Origin of the sequence: Pseudoclavibacter sp. JAI123 (assembly GCF_013409665.1) — a bacterium.
Taxonomy (GTDB): Bacteria; Actinomycetota; Actinomycetes; order Actinomycetales; family Microbacteriaceae; genus Pseudoclavibacter.
Genome location: NZ_JACCCM010000003.1, coordinates 142,700 through 156,440 on the forward strand (window position 1 = coordinate 142,700; position 13,741 = coordinate 156,440).

The 13,741-nt window shown below is 65.2% G+C and carries 14 protein-coding genes, 1 pseudogene and 1 other annotated feature; of the genes and pseudogenes, 12 read left to right on the forward strand and 3 right to left on the reverse strand.

Annotated features, from left to right (window positions below):
• Window positions 1–164: 164 nt before the first annotated feature.
• The 5 genes from HDC34_RS15770 (at window position 165) to HDC34_RS15790 (ending at window position 4,242) form a co-directional block, all read left to right on the forward strand.
• Window positions 165–1,634: an MFS transporter gene (locus HDC34_RS15770; protein ID WP_179557722.1), complete on the forward strand. Its 1,470-nt coding sequence runs from the start codon at window positions 165–167 to the stop codon at window positions 1,632–1,634.
• The gene (locus HDC34_RS15775) at window positions 1,627–2,631 is read left to right on the forward strand and encodes an alpha/beta hydrolase (RefSeq protein WP_179557723.1); all 1,005 of its coding nucleotides are present in this window, start codon (window positions 1,627–1,629) and stop codon (window positions 2,629–2,631) included. The genes HDC34_RS15770 and HDC34_RS15775 overlap by 8 nt, the downstream gene beginning before the upstream one ends.
• Before the next feature lie 153 nt (window positions 2,632–2,784).
• On the forward strand, window positions 2,785–3,180 hold the full coding sequence (locus HDC34_RS15780) for a hypothetical protein (RefSeq protein ID WP_179557724.1): 396 nt from the start codon (window positions 2,785–2,787) through the stop codon (window positions 3,178–3,180).
• Complete coding sequence (locus tag HDC34_RS15785; protein ID WP_308807375.1) at window positions 3,171–3,734, forward strand: GNAT family N-acetyltransferase; 564 nt, start codon at window positions 3,171–3,173, stop codon at window positions 3,732–3,734. The genes HDC34_RS15780 and HDC34_RS15785 overlap by 10 nt, the downstream gene beginning before the upstream one ends.
• A 337-nt stretch (window positions 3,735–4,071) precedes the next feature.
• On the forward strand, window positions 4,072–4,242 hold the full coding sequence (locus HDC34_RS15790; RefSeq protein WP_179557725.1) for a hypothetical protein: 171 nt from the start codon (window positions 4,072–4,074) through the stop codon (window positions 4,240–4,242).
• Window positions 4,243–4,349: 107 nt separating this feature from the next.
• Here HDC34_RS15790 and HDC34_RS17950 read toward each other — a convergent pair whose 3' ends face one another.
• Both HDC34_RS17950 and HDC34_RS17955 read right to left on the reverse strand, forming a co-directional pair.
• Window positions 4,350–4,706: a hypothetical protein gene (locus HDC34_RS17950; RefSeq protein ID WP_257023405.1), complete on the reverse strand. Its 357-nt coding sequence runs from the start codon at window positions 4,704–4,706 to the stop codon at window positions 4,350–4,352.
• A 54-nt stretch (window positions 4,707–4,760) separates the two neighbouring features.
• Window positions 4,761–4,913: pseudogene (locus tag HDC34_RS17955) on the reverse strand (helix-turn-helix domain-containing protein); the annotation flags it as partial.
• Window positions 4,914–4,991: 78 nt separating this feature from the next.
• Here HDC34_RS17955 and HDC34_RS15800 point away from each other — a divergent pair.
• The 7 genes from HDC34_RS15800 (at window position 4,992) to HDC34_RS15830 (ending at window position 13,214) form a co-directional block, all read left to right on the forward strand.
• On the forward strand, window positions 4,992–6,134 hold the full coding sequence (locus tag HDC34_RS15800) for a zinc-binding alcohol dehydrogenase family protein (protein WP_179557727.1): 1,143 nt from the start codon (window positions 4,992–4,994) through the stop codon (window positions 6,132–6,134).
• Between the two features lie 208 nt (window positions 6,135–6,342).
• A protein-coding gene (locus HDC34_RS15805) for an IS3 family transposase (RefSeq protein ID WP_257023355.1) occupies window positions 6,343–7,568 on the forward strand; the annotation gives its coding sequence in 2 pieces (ribosomal slippage) (window positions 6,343–6,625 and window positions 6,625–7,568; 1,227 coding nt in all).
• Window positions 6,624–6,737: a sequence feature (AL1L pseudoknot), on the forward strand. (Overlaps the previous gene by 114 nt.)
• Before the next feature lie 537 nt (window positions 7,569–8,105).
• Window positions 8,106–9,056, forward strand: a complete 951-nt coding sequence (locus HDC34_RS15810; RefSeq protein ID WP_179557728.1) for an Lrp/AsnC family transcriptional regulator — start codon at window positions 8,106–8,108, stop codon at window positions 9,054–9,056.
• 94 nt (window positions 9,057–9,150) lie between these two features.
• Window positions 9,151–10,542 (forward strand): amidase, encoded by a 1,392-nt coding sequence (locus HDC34_RS15815; RefSeq protein WP_179557729.1) that lies wholly within the window; start codon window positions 9,151–9,153, stop codon window positions 10,540–10,542.
• Window positions 10,543–10,570: 28 nt separating this feature from the next.
• On the forward strand, window positions 10,571–10,879 hold the full coding sequence (locus tag HDC34_RS15820; RefSeq protein WP_179557730.1) for a hypothetical protein: 309 nt from the start codon (window positions 10,571–10,573) through the stop codon (window positions 10,877–10,879).
• The gene (locus HDC34_RS15825; RefSeq protein ID WP_179557731.1) at window positions 10,876–12,324 is read left to right on the forward strand and encodes a sodium:solute symporter; all 1,449 of its coding nucleotides are present in this window, start codon (window positions 10,876–10,878) and stop codon (window positions 12,322–12,324) included. Before HDC34_RS15820 ends, HDC34_RS15825 begins: the two co-directional genes overlap by 4 nt.
• Window positions 12,325–12,410: 86 nt before the next feature.
• Entirely contained in the window at window positions 12,411–13,214 is an 804-nt protein-coding gene (locus tag HDC34_RS15830; protein ID WP_179557732.1) for a sulfite exporter TauE/SafE family protein, read from the forward strand.
• Window positions 13,215–13,282: 68 nt separating this feature from the next.
• Here the strand turns inward: HDC34_RS15830 and HDC34_RS15835 are convergent, their stop codons facing one another.
• Window positions 13,283–13,717 carry a MerR family transcriptional regulator gene (locus HDC34_RS15835; protein ID WP_179557733.1) on the reverse strand — a complete coding sequence of 145 codons (435 nt, stop codon included), beginning with the start codon at window positions 13,715–13,717 and terminating at the stop codon, window positions 13,283–13,285.
• Window positions 13,718–13,741 lie beyond the last annotated feature (24 nt).

Here is a 13,741-nt window from a genome sequence, read left to right on the forward strand (position 1 = left end):
GGGATCAACAGGCCTCGAGAAGCCAGCAGTCGTGACGGCGTTCAGAATGGGATGTCGATGCGCTAACCTTCCCGCAGAGGGAAAAATCCCGTCCTGCCGATGCAGGCGGAAACGCACAAGCGGTCTCATGGGAGTCGCCACTTCTTCATCGAAGGAGTGCGACCATGTCCGAATCATCCCTGCCTGCCACCCAGGCTCCACCGCCACGACTCCGTGACGCGTGGGTTGCGCTGACCGGTCTCTCGGCAGTGTTCCTGTTCGAGATGCTCGACAACTCCGTCCTGAACGTTGCGCTCCCCTCCCTTGGGCGCGAGCTCGCCGCACCCACCGCATCGCTGCAGTGGGTGTCGGGGGCGTACTCGGTCGCCTTCGGCGGCCTCATGCTGCTGTTCGGTGCGATCGCTGACCGGTTCGGTCGCCGACGGATCATGCTCGTCGGCCTGGTGCTGCTCGCGATCGTGAGCGTGCTGACCGTGTTCGTCACGTCGGTTGAGCAACTCATCGCCGTGCGCGCACTGATGGGAGTCGCCGCGGCGATGACAACGCCGGGATCGATGGCGTTGGCCTTCCGACTTTTTGATCGTGACGAGCTGCGCGTGCGAGCGTTGACGGTCATCTCGACCGCTGGCTTGGTCGGACTCGCCGCGGGGCCCACGATCGGCGGGTTCGTCCTCGCCGTGGCACCTTGGCAGGTGCTGATGGTGGCCAATGCTCCGATCGCAGCGATCGCCTTCCTTGGGATCCGCAGCGGGGTCGTCGCTGACCGGCGAGCGGATCTTCACCACGACCGGATCGACGTGATCGGCGCGCTTCTCGGCACTGCCGCCGTCGTCGGAGTACTCGTCACCCCGACCCTGTTCGTGGTCGGCACCGACACCGCCGTGGCGTGGGGTGCGGCAGCGGCCACGGTGGCCGCGGCCGCCGCCTTCGTGGTCCGGGCACGCACGGCGCGCCATCCGCTGCTCGATTTCCGTCTCGTCGCACAACCTCGGGTCGCGAGCGGCCTGGCGTACAAGGCCGCCGCCGGACTCGCGATGGCCGCGCTGTCCTACATGGTCACGCTGCAGCTGCAGTTCGCGTGGGGGTGGACGCCCGCCATGGCCGCGCTCGGCACGCTGCCGCAGATCGTGGTGCTTCTCGCGAGCGGCCGCTTCGTCGGCCCTGTCGTGCAACGGCTGGGTCTTGACCGGGCTGCCTGGATGAGCGCGGCAGCTGTCGTCGGAGGCCTCGCCGTGTTCGCGCTCCTGGGCCGCTTCGGCTACCCCTGGATCCTGGTCGCGCTTGTGCTCGTCGCCACTGGGATGCGAGTGGTCGGCGTCGTCGCAGGCACCAACGTCCTGCGCGGACTCCCCGAGGACCGCACCTCCATCGGGGCCGCGCTCGTCGACACGGCGAGCGAGATCGCCACCGCGGTCGGGATCACGGCGACTGGCACGATCCTCGCCGCTCTCGTCGCCGACAGCATCACGACAACGACGTGGACCCCTGACCGGCTCGCGTCGTTCCAAGACGCGATGCTCATCGCCGGCCTGACCGTCACCGCCCTCGCCGCGGCGCTCGTCGCCGTCGGCATCCGACGTTCACGTCGCATCCTCATCACACCCATCACCACACAGGAGCCCTCCGATGTCTGACCTCATGCCTCGCCCGAAGTTCGATCCCGAGCTCGCTACCTTCCTCACCGCCCTCGAAGCGCGCGGACCATTCACGCTCACGACCGAGATGCTGCCGCACATGCGCAGCCTCGACATCACGGAAGAAGAACTCGACGAGCGGCTGCAGTCGCACGGATACGAACGACGCACCTTCACGGTGCCCGGCCACCTCGGAGCCCCGATCGCACTCGCGGTCATCCAACGAATCGGCCGCACGGGCACCACGAGCGCGTTCTACACGATCCACGGGGGCGGCATGGTGTTCGGCCACTACTTGGGCAACCTGGACTCGTACGACGACTGGCTCCTGAACGACCACGACGTGGTGCTCATCAGTATCGACTATCGCCTCGCCCCCGAGCATCCCGACCCGTACCCGGTCGAGGATTGCTACGCGGGTCTGACGTGGGTCGCAGCCCACGCCGATGAGCTCGGCATCGACCCGGAGCGCATCGTCATCGTCGGGCAGAGCGCAGGCGGTGGGCTCGCCGCCGGCACGGCCCTGCTTGCCCGGGACAGGAAAGGGCCGGCCCTGTTGGCTCAGATCCTGGTCTCCCCGATGCTCGACGACCGAGACTCCACGGTGTCGACCAAGCAGATCGACGGCATCGGGGTCGCGGATCGCCAGATGACCCGTTTCGGATGGGACGCCTATCTCGGATCCCGCCGCGCCGGAGAGGATGTCTCCGCGTTCGCCGCCCCCGCCCGAGCGACCGACCTCTCCGACCTTCCGCGCACCTACATCGACTGCGGGAGCGCTGAGGTCTTCCGCGACGAGACGGTCGCGTACGCGAGCGGCTTGTGGGCCGCGGGCGGTGACGCCGAGCTCCACGTGTGGCCAGGCGCGTTCCACGGCTTCACGAGCATCATGCCGAACGCCGTCATCTCGAGGTGCGCGACCGCAGCGCTGGCTGACTGGACCCGGCGACTCCTCGCTCACGGACCGATCGCATCGCCTCGAACATTCGAAGCTTGAGCGTTGCGGCTTCCAGACCAGAGCCCGAGCTCCGCTGGGCGAGGCGCTGGCGCTTTCTAGCACTACGTTGGGTGCGTGCCATCATCTCGGAACCGGTCCGCGCGACTTCGCTGGGCCAGTGGGCTCCTGATCACGCAAGGCGTGTTCATGGAGATGTCAGTTCTGATTGGACTCGTCGTCCTGCTGGCACTCGGGGTGCCGCAGGTGGCGATCACAGAGCGAGTCGACATCTTCGCCCTGCCCTACCTCAACGAGAACCTCTACTTGATGATGGCGATGAGCGGCATCTTCGGTGCGCTGAGGGTTACAGGCGCCGTCGCGATGGCTCGCGGTCGTCTGTGGGGCCTGGTGTTGTCGCTGTTCAACTGCGGGGTGACGCTCGTGCTGATGATCTTCCTTCTCCCTCCAGGGCTCATCGATGGCCTCCTGACCGGGGCCGCGCTCGTCTTGATCCTCTCCGGATGGCTGCAAGGACGGCCGATCATCGACGCTCGGCGCCCTCACTCTGAGGAAACAGTCACGGAGCATAAAATTTCCTGGTGGCAGTAGCGATCCGAAATGCAACTCATGCAGACCTAGCTCAGGCGGCAGCTGCGCTTGCTGCCGCCTTCGAGTCGTACCCATGGACGCGCTGGAGCATTCCAAGCGACGACTACTCCGCTCGACTCGAGCAACTCCAGGCCATCTACCTGACGCATGCCGTACAACACGGCGTGGTCGTAGTCAGCGATGATCTCGCCGGCGTCGCCGCCATGCTGCCACCCGGGGCGCCAGACCCTGCTGAGTCTCTCCAGTTAGAAATCGCCGAGCTCATGGGCGATCGTCTCGGCCCTGTATTCGGGGTCGAATTGCCGCCCAGGATCGAGAAGTCATGGGACCTCGCGACGATAGGCGTGCGTCCCGAGCGAGCCGGCCAGGGCTTGGGCTCTCGACTCCTCGACGAATGCATGCGTCAGGTAGCTGCATCCCCATTTCCACGCATCTCCCTCGAAACCTCTGCAGAGCGGAACGTCTCCCTCTACAAGCGACACGGCTTCGAGGTCGGTCACCGGACACAGATCGCGGACGGACCACTCGTCTACACGATGAGTATCGAGCTCTAGCCACGGACCCACAACGAGCTTCGCGGCGCTCTCTCCGGCCCTGCGTCGTCGCGAAAGCTATGGGTTTCGGGATGTTCTGCCGGGCCAGACCGGGGGGCGAGACACTCCGAACCTGTCTCCATCATTCCGGGCTGCGCCCGAGGTCGATCAGCCGGCCGTGCGCGAACAGCACGCGCGTCGTTCGGCCTAGGGTCGTCAGATGAGTCCGTTTCTCCCTGGTGCCCGCGGATTGCAGCCCTGCCCGAACTGCGGCACCCACGTCGTCCAGTCCGATCGGTACCCCGAATACTTGTGCCTCGAATGCGAGGCTCGCGCAGTAGATGCTGACGGTGCACGCGTGACTGGATCGAACGCGTCGTTCAGCGGCGGGTTCGTGTTGCACTGGCCGAACGGCGAGCACGAACCGCTGCCCTGCATTTCGGCGCGGGTGTGGGTTGACGGACGCGAGTGGGACTACTCCGAGGCGCGATTCGGCGGAGTCCTGATCACGCCGGTGCGAGAGCGCTGACCAACGTCACGCGAAACTTCCCGCTGCGAGCACTTGACCGGATCGCGGTCGCTCACCACCCCAAGTCCCGCAAGCGGACCTGTCTACGTCATGCACTGGTCGCCGCTTCACTCGCCGATGCACGCGCGCATATCGGCCCAGACCGACGTCACGTATTCCTCCAGCGGGTGATCGGCGGGCCCCTCGAGCCATTGGTCCATCGCGAGGTCGAAGCAGGTCACGGCAAGAGCTGCCAGCGTGCGCGACCAGCGAGGGGTGGCGCCACGTTGATCCAGTGAATCCTTGATCGCGTGGGCGAGGTGGTGGCTCTGCAGGAGCTCGCGCTCGTGCAGAGCCGGCTCGCTGCGGACGATCAGGCGCCGCCGCGCGATCGACTCTCGCCAGTCCTGAATTCCTCGGGATGCCGAAAGGAGGCCCGCGCGCACCGCGGCGGCACCGTCGGCTTCGGCCGGGACCGAGCTCATGAAGTCGCTGACAGCTTGGGGGAACTCGCGATCTCGGAGGAAGAGGACATCGCGCTTGTCGGCGAAGTGCCGGAAGAACGTCCGAGTGGTCAGATTCGCCGTTGCGGCGATCTGAGGCACCGTCGTTCCGGCGAAACCCTGTCGTTCGAAGAGGAGTACCGCCGCACTTTCGAGCCGAAGTGCAGCGTCGGGGGACCATCGAGGCATGTGAACATGATGTCACGGAGTGTCATCACGTGTACAGTGACGACACGAGATGTCATCACCTGTGGAGAGCGAACGGCCTTGAGAGAGAACACTGCGGCGTGGATCGATTCCCCCTACGCCGACCTGACGATTCGAGACGCACCCGCCCCCAAGCCGGGCCCGGGGCAGCTGCTGGTTGCCGTGCGCGCGCTGGCGGTGAATCCGTTGGATGCGATCATCCAGTCCAATGGACGGCTGATGTACGGGTGGCTGCAGTACCCGGTGATCCTCGGCGAGGATGTCGCGGGTGTCGTCGTCGAGGTCGGAGAGGACGTGGGTGCCTTCGAGGTCGGCGATCGCGTCACGGCGTACGCGATCGGTCTGGAGAAGGGCCGCGATGCTGTCTCCGAGAGTGGTTTCCAGGCATACGTCACCGTCGACGCGAATCTTGCCGCCGCTCTGCCGGACACCATGGCATTCGAGGAGGGCGCCGTCCTCCCGCTCGCGCTGTCCACGGCGGCAGCCGGGCTCTTCGAAACCGAGCAGCTGGGGTTGGACTACTCCAGCCTCGGGGACTCAGGATCTCGCGACGAGGTCGTCGTGGTGTGGGGTGGCGCGACGGCCGTGGGAGGCAACGCGATTCAACTCGCCCGAGCGGCCGGCTATCGAGTCATCACGACTGCCTCGGCCCGCAACCACGAACAGATGAAGGGGTTGGGAGCCGAGGCGGCATTCGACTACCGCGACGCGGACGTTGTCGACCGGATCATCGACGCTGTCAGCGGGTCCGTCGTCGCGGGTGTCCTGGCCATCGCGGTGGGGTCAGCCGAACCGTGCCTGAAGGTCGCGCGAGCGACCGGGGCGACGAAGATCGCGATGGCGAGCCCGCCCGTGTCGTTCTATGAGCAGCCCCGTCGAGGTGGCCTCTCCCTCACCCGGACCCGTCTGCTCCTGCGCTTGGGAACACGGAGCGCGCTCCTGCAAGTACGCAGCCGTGCCCGCAACATCAGGGCCTCGTTCATCTGGGGAAGCGCCATTTCGAGCTCCCCCGTTGGTGCGGCCATCTGGGGGAGCTACCTCCCCGAAGCTCTCGCATCGGGCCGGCATCGCGCCTACCCGGATGCTCACGTTGTCGGAGACGGCCTTTCTGCCCTCCAGGGGGCGATCGACACGCTCCGCGGTGGCGTGTCCGCTCAGAAGCTGGTCGTCACCATGAACGACGCTGCGTCGGGGGACTCCTGATCACCCGGAGAGCACGAGCCCGCCGGACCTCACGCGGCATTGCGCGCTGCTTCGTCCGCTGCGCACGGGAGGGGAGCACGCGGACGCTCGGTAGCGTCTGCCCAAGGCGTCCTTCAATCCTCACGGGGGTCGTCCTGCCCGCAGCATGGCGAGTGAATCGCCCCGGGTTTGATGGAGGTTCCTGACTCCCTGGAGAGGGGACGGAACCATGACGACAAGCAAGCGGAGATACCCGCCGGAGCTGAAGGAACGAGCGGTGCGGCTCGTGCTGGATGCTCGGGATGAGAATGGCGGGCGTCGAGGCGCGTGCACGAGGGTCGGGCAGCAGCTCGGGATCCCGTCTGACACGTTGCGGGGGTGGGTGCAGCGCGCTGAAGTTGATACCGGGGTGAGACCTGGTGTCACGACCGATGACCAGGCCAGGCTCGCGGATCTCGAGCGTGAGGTGCGTGAGTTGCGGCGGGCGAACGCGATCTTGAAATCAGCGTCGGCTTTCTTCGCGGCGGAGCTCGACCGCCCACAGCGCTGATGGTCGATTTCATTGACCAGAACAAGGACGAGTTCGGGGTCGAGCCGATCTGCACGCAACTGCAGTTCGCCCCGTCGACGTACTACGCGGCGAAGGCGAGGCCTGTCTCGAAGCGAGCGGTCAGTGACGAGCAAACGGTCGCGAAGATCCGCGACGTTCACGCGTCGAACTACGGCGTTTACGGGGCTAGGAAAGTCCACGCTCAATTGCGACGCGACGGGGAATCCGTCGCTCGTTGCACGGTCGAGCGGCTCATGCGTCGCGAAGGGTTGCGCGGCATCTCGCGGCGCAAAGGACCCAAGACCACGATTCCGGGCCCGTTCTCCGGGCGGCCGGAGGATCTCGTTGATCGGCGCTTCACCGCTCCCGCGCCCGATTGTCTCTGGGTCGCGGACATCACCTACGTCCGCACCTTCCAGGGTTGGGTGTACGCGGCGTTCGTGCTCGACGTGTTCCCGAGGCGCATCGTTGGCTGGCAGCTCTCCACGAGCCTCCACACGGACCTCGCGCTCGACGCGCTCGAGATGGGGATCTGGACACGGCAACGCGCGGGCCGCGACCTCTCACAGTTGATCCATCACTCGGATCGGGGCGTTCAATACCGCGCGATCCGTTACACCGACCGTCTCGAGGAAGCCGAGGCTGTCGCCTCGGTTGGCTCCAAAGGCGACTCGTATGACAATGCCCTGGCCGAGGCGTTCAACTCGCTCTTCAAGGCAGAACTCGTCCGTAACCACGGCCCCTGGCGGGGCATCAATCACCTCGAGATCGCGGTCGCGGAATACATCGACTGGTATAACCACCGGCGACTGCATGGCGAGCTCGGACACCGGCCACCAATCGAGGCCGAAGAGCAATTCCTCGCCTCACGAACGCCCACCATCAGAGAGATGGAACGGGTCTAACCGAGCCTCCACCAAACCCGGGGCTTGACACTACCGCGGATTCAAGAGCAGCGCGACCTGCGAAGTGGTCGGCAACTACTGCTACCTCCCCGTCGCGATCAACCGTCAGCAGCGGCGCGATGTCGCTACTGGCTCGTGTGCGGCCGTCGGGCAATGACTCTCGTCAGCCAGTGCTTCGTGGAGAGGGATCTGAGGCAAGAGATGACCGGCACCACCCACAAAAGAACAGAGAACACGCACGGCCCCACAGCTAGAACGCTGCTCATAAACCCATGGGCTTGGGACATGCCTTCTGCCGGAACCGGCCCCGGAGTCGATCTCACAGACACGATTGAAGCGAAGCGCGCATGGTGGGTGGAGGCTGCCCTGAAGCCGACCGGTGGTAGAGACGAACAGGTGTCCAGTACCTGTGCGATGTTCGGCGACTGGCAGCTGCTGCGGAATGTGCCGGGGCGGTCGGCATTGCAGTCCCGCATCAACGAGTAAGTCGGCGCGCTGCACTTATGCTGGGCGATGGCCTGTTGGAAGGATGCTCCCGTGACTGATCTGCTCTCCGAGATAGACAGACGAATCGTCGGCGCTCTCCAGTTCGATGGTCGTGCTCCTTGGAGTGCGGTGGCCAAGGCGCTCGGGGAGCCGCTCCGCACAGTGGCGCGACGTGGTCGTGACCTGCTCGAGACCGGGACGGTCAGAGTAGTCGGGCTCGCCAACTTGGGTCCAACCTGCGTCATCGAGATCACTTGCGCGCCGAACCGTATCGAAGCACTCGCAAGAGAGCTCGCGGAGCACCCAGGGGTCGTCTACCTCCTGGTGCTCGCGAACCCCTCGAGCCTGCTGGTGGAGGTGCATGAGAAGTCCTTCGATCTCGCGACGATGACTCTGCACGTGATCCCCTCGTTCGAGGGTGTTCAGGAGATCTCGGCCACACCGGTCTTGCGATACTTCAAGACAAACGCACAATGGCGCCCTGGCCTGCTCGAGGAGCAGGAGTCGAAGCGCTTGGCCGGCCCTCAGGCCCCGGAGGAGTCCACGGCTGAATCCGAACAGCTTGGAGCGCCGGACCAAGCTATCGTCGATGCGCTCGAAGTTGACGGGCGAGCGTCGGTCGCGGAGCTCGCTGCTCGGGCTGGTATCACGGAGCCGACTGCGCGGCGCCGCCTGAACGAGCTTCAGTCACGCGGGGCGGTCGCGATTCGCGCGCTCGTGGACCCGCGGTGTCTCGGCTTCCCAGTCGAGGCTTGCCTGCGCATCGCGTGCTCACCAATTCATGCCGACGACATCGGCGCGAAGCTGGCCGCCGTCCCGGAGGTTCGCTACGTGGCGCAAGTGCTCGGAGAGTACTCGCTGGTCGCCCACGTGAACTCGGGGGATCTGCCGAGGCTTCGAGCGATGCTCACCGGGTCGTGGACCGCCGACGTTCGTTCGCTTCGCGCGTCGCTGGTGACGCGCGTCTACAAGCGAAGCGGGCACAGCGTTCCAGTCATCTAGGCCGAAAGTGTAAAAGTCTGCATAACTCTTGGCAGATATAACAATCTGTGGTTGACTCCCTGACATTCAGGGAAAATCTCACCGATTGGAAATCATGGACGCCTTAGTCGACCTCTCCGCCGTCGAACTCCGCGCCGCGCTCGAACGGCGAGAAGCTTCAGCGGTGGACGCGGTGTCCGCGTGCCTGGCGCAGATCGAACGATCGTCGGTCGTCAACGCCGTGGTCACCGTCGATGCTGAGGGCGCACTCGCCCGAGCCCGTGAGCTCGATGCTCACGGGCCTAGTGCAGACCTTCCCCTCTTCGGCCTCCCCGTTGGGATCAAGGACACCCACACGACAAGCGGGCTCCGCACCACGTACGGGTCCGTCAGGCACTCCGAGCATGTCCCTGACCACGACGCCCTCCACGTGGAGCGGATGCGCGCAGCAGGTGCCATCGTCATCGGCAAGACGAACGTGCCGGAGTACGCCGCCGGTTCACACAGCGTCAACCGAGTCTTCGGCGCGACACGGAACCCCTACGCGATTGACCGCTCAGCTGGCGGGAGCAGCGGCGGGGCGGCCGCCGCGCTCGCAGCAAGGCAGGTTGCGCTTGCGGACGGCAGTGACATGGGTGGGTCGCTACGGAATCCAGCATCGTTCTGCAATGTCGTCGGATTGCGCCCATCTCCAGGCTTGGTACCCCCAAGCGAGGCCTCGAACTTCCTCACGCCCCTGACCACGGTGGGACCGATGGGGCGAACGGTCGACGACGTCGAACTCCTGCTTTCTGTCATCGCCCGTCCTCATGGTCGTACTCCCGTCGCTGCCCCTCACCTGGGCGAGCCCGGACGGCACGTGCCTTTGGCGGGCTTGCGAGTCGCGTGGGCGCCGGATCTCGGGGGACGTATCCCCGTCGAACCTGAGGTGTTAGGCGTGCTCGAATCGATGGTCGCCCTGCTCGACGACAACGGAGCCCACGTGTCGCTGGCGAGCCCCGAGCTCGACGGTGCAGCGGAGGCATTCATGAAGCTGCGCGCCGCCGAGTTCGAGTCAGAGTGGGGCGAGGCCGCCGATGCCGATCCGGAGGATTTCAACGAACTCCTCACCTGGAACATTCGTCTTGGTCGCACACTCAGCGGACGAGACATCATGCGGGCCCAAGAACGCCAGAGTCAGCTCATGCGTGAAGCCACTCGATTCCTCGCCGAGTACGACGTCCTGCTCGCACCGGCTGCGACCACGGCACCGTTCCCGATCGACTGGGACTATCCGCGGTCAGTTGCCGGCGAGGCCCAGGACACCTACCTCGACTGGATGCGAGCCGCCACCATGATCACGATGCTCGGGACCCCCGCGCTTTCTCTGCCCGCCGGCTTCACCGACGACGGTCTCCCGATCGGCGTGCAGATGGTGAGCGCATTCGGTTCCGACGCGCGATTGCTCGGAACTGCCAGGACCTTCGAGTCGCTCACCGGTTACTCGTCCCACAGACCGACCCTCTAAACGCATCACCGAGGCTGCAAGGAGCATCGTGACCCCAAGACTCTTCACTCCCGGGAGGTTCGCGATCGTCAGCGTTCCAGCCCTCGGGTTCTTCGCAATACCCTTCCTTCCATTCGCCGTCGAGCCGACCCTGTGGTTCGGGCTGCCTGCTGTGCTCGTCTGGAGTGCGCTGATGGTGCTCCTCTCGGTTGCAGCCCTGCAGATCGTAGAAGTGCTGTACAAGCGGGCTGGCGGAGCGGAAGCGGATGCCCAAGAAGCAGACCGCTTCGCCACCCAGCAGATCGAACAGATTCGAGCCACCCGCATCGCCGCCGAGGAAGCGGAGGGGGTCCGATGATCGTCACCGTCATGATCATCGGTGGGATCATCGCCATCGGCGGCCTCGGCCTCGCCAGCCGTCGCCGTCAGAAGAGCATGAGCAATTGGACGGTCGGCGAGCGAAGCAACCCGAAGTGGACATCGTGGTTCCTTCAAGCCGGGGAGTCGCTGACGACCTTCAGCTACCTGGGCTTGGCGGGGATCGCCTTCGCGGGTGGAGTCAGTTCGACGTTCGCGATCGCGTACCTGACCATCTCCTGGCTCGGTCTTTACTTCGTCACGCCCAGAATTCGTGAGCTCGGTCAGCGCCGCGGCTACCTCACCATGGGTGATTTCTTCGAGGATCGATTCCGGAGCCGCTGGCTTGGCCGGGTTGTCGCGCTCATCGGAGCACTAGCCCTCATCCCCTACCTGCAACTGCAGATCACCGGTCTCGGCCTCATCGTCGAGCTCGCAACCGGAAGCACGAGTGCGCGCGGGCTCAGCATGGTGATCGCGAGCATCCTCGTCGCCATCTTCGTCGCCTGGTCAGGGATCAAGGGCATCGCTCGCGTCGCAATCCTGAAGGACATCCTGATGGTCGTGGCTATGATCGTCATCGCGACGGGCCTCGCGATCTCCTTCAACGGGATCCCGGGTATCTTCGCGAGAATTGCTACAGAAGCCCCAACTCTCCTCGCGATGCAGGTGGACGGGTACGACCCGGTGTTCTTCGTCACCGCGACGCTTGTCACGGTGATCGGATCCAGCTTCAACACGCTTCCTCACCTGTGGCCGCCCGTTCTCGCTGCCAAGAGCGGGGAGGTTCTGCGCAGCAACGCGAAATGGCTGCCGATCTACCAGCTCGTCCTGTTCCTGCCGATCACCGTCGGGCTCGCAGCAGTCCTCGTGCTGCCAGAGGGGACGACCGGAAACACTGTGCTGCTGACGATGTCCGGCGAGATCCTTCCTGACTGGCTTGTCGGTGTCGTCGCGATCGCAGGTGCATCAGCCGCCATGGTTCCCGCTTCCGCGATCGTCATGGGCATATCCACGCTCATCACCCGCAACGTCATCGGCACGCTGCGCCCAGCGCGACAGATGACAGTGAACTACCTGGTGATCGTCGTCGCGATTGGCTTGGCGCTGGCCTTCGGTCTCGTTCGTTCTGACATCGGCGCCCTCCTCCTGCTGACCTACGGTTGCACGACGCAGTTCGCCCCGGCGGTCGCCATCGCGTTGGCGAGGCGCGTGAGAGTTGGTGCGTGGCCCGTCGGGCTCAGCATCATCACCGGCTCCCTCACGGTCGCGGTGATCACCTTCGCGGAGATTCCCCTCGGAAGCTGGGACTCTGGTCTCATCGCCCTTGCTCCGAACCTGCTCGTGCTCGTAATTGCCGAGGCCGTCAGGCGTGCCCGCGGTGGCGGAGACGTGACACAGGTTGCCATCGAACCCGCTGCGCACCTGCGGGCGACAACCCACTAGTTCGACGAGGTTGCAGCCGCGGATGGGGAAACCGCCGCGGCTGCGGCCCGACCGCCGCCTCTTGGCAGGAAGGCGATACCTCCGTCATGTCCCATGAGCCACGACCGGGCATCCTCATCTTGTGCTGCCTCGGTCTCCTCACCGGGGTGCTTTCGGGCACCTTCGGCGTCGGAGGGGGGATCATTCTCGTACCCGCACTTGTCGCCCTCCTGCACTTTGATCAACGCCGCGCAGCGGGCACATCGGTGGCAGCCATCTTGCCAACGGCCGTGGTCGGGAGCGTGAGCTACGCAGCTCAAGGGCAACTCGACGTAGGCATGGCGCTCTGCCTCGCTGTCGGCGCTGCGGTGGGCGCGCAACTCGGAAGCTACCTGCTCAGCAGGATTCCGACGCGGGCCCTCACCTGGTCGTTCATCGTTTTCCTTGCTGTCGTATCAGCGAGCTTGTGGTTCGTCATCCCAAATCGCGGCACCGAGATCCACCTCGACCTCCTGACTGTGGTGCTGCTCATAGTTACCGGCGCCTTCGCCGGCGTTCTCTCTGGCCTGCTGGGCGTCGGCGGCGGGGTAGTTGTCGTCCCGACCCTGATGCTCGCTTTCGCGGCCAGCGATCTCGCCGCGAAAGGCGCTTCATTGTTCATGATGATCCCGGGCGCTGTCTCCGGCACGATCGCGAACACGATGCGCAAGAACGTCGATCTACGGGCGGCGGCGGCACTTGGCATCGCTGCCAGCGCCGCGTCGCCCTTCGGAGCGATCCTGGCCGCGACACTCTCACCCTTCATCGCAAACATCGCCTTCTCTGTGCTACTCGCCGTCATCTGCGTGCAGATGGCCTGGAGCGGACTTCGACGTGAAAAGCGAGGAGACGACCGCCCCCAGGCCCAATGACCACAATCCGCAGAAAGCACTTGCCTGCCCCAAGCGGGCCATCCGAAAACCCATGGATTTGAGACGTCTCACTCCGGGTTGGTGGAGCAGATTCCAGCCCTCTGGCTGTAGGTGCGGAAGATGCATTCCGTGGAGCATCTGTCGTCGCGGTCGGGACACGCAGCAAGGCCGTGATTGGCCGCAGTGAGCCGTGCTCTGAGCTCGTCCAGCCGTGCCCGCTTCTCGTCGATCTGCCGCACCCGCTCAGCGAGGAGCGGCCGCAGTTGCTCGCGCACGTCGGTGCAGGAGTCGACCTCCAGGGAAGCGAGGTGCCTGCTGGTGTCAGCGAGGGGGAGTCCGAGCTCTTTGCTCGCCTCGATGAGATCGAGTCGGTGCAGGGTGGCGGCGTCGTAGTCCCGGTAGCCGTTGCTGGAGCGGTGGGGTGTGACGAGGCCGATGCTCTCGTAATAGCGCAACGCGGTCGCGCTGATCCCGCTCCGCCTGCTGACCTCAGAGATACGCATGCCGGGAGCTTACGAGCGCGGAGC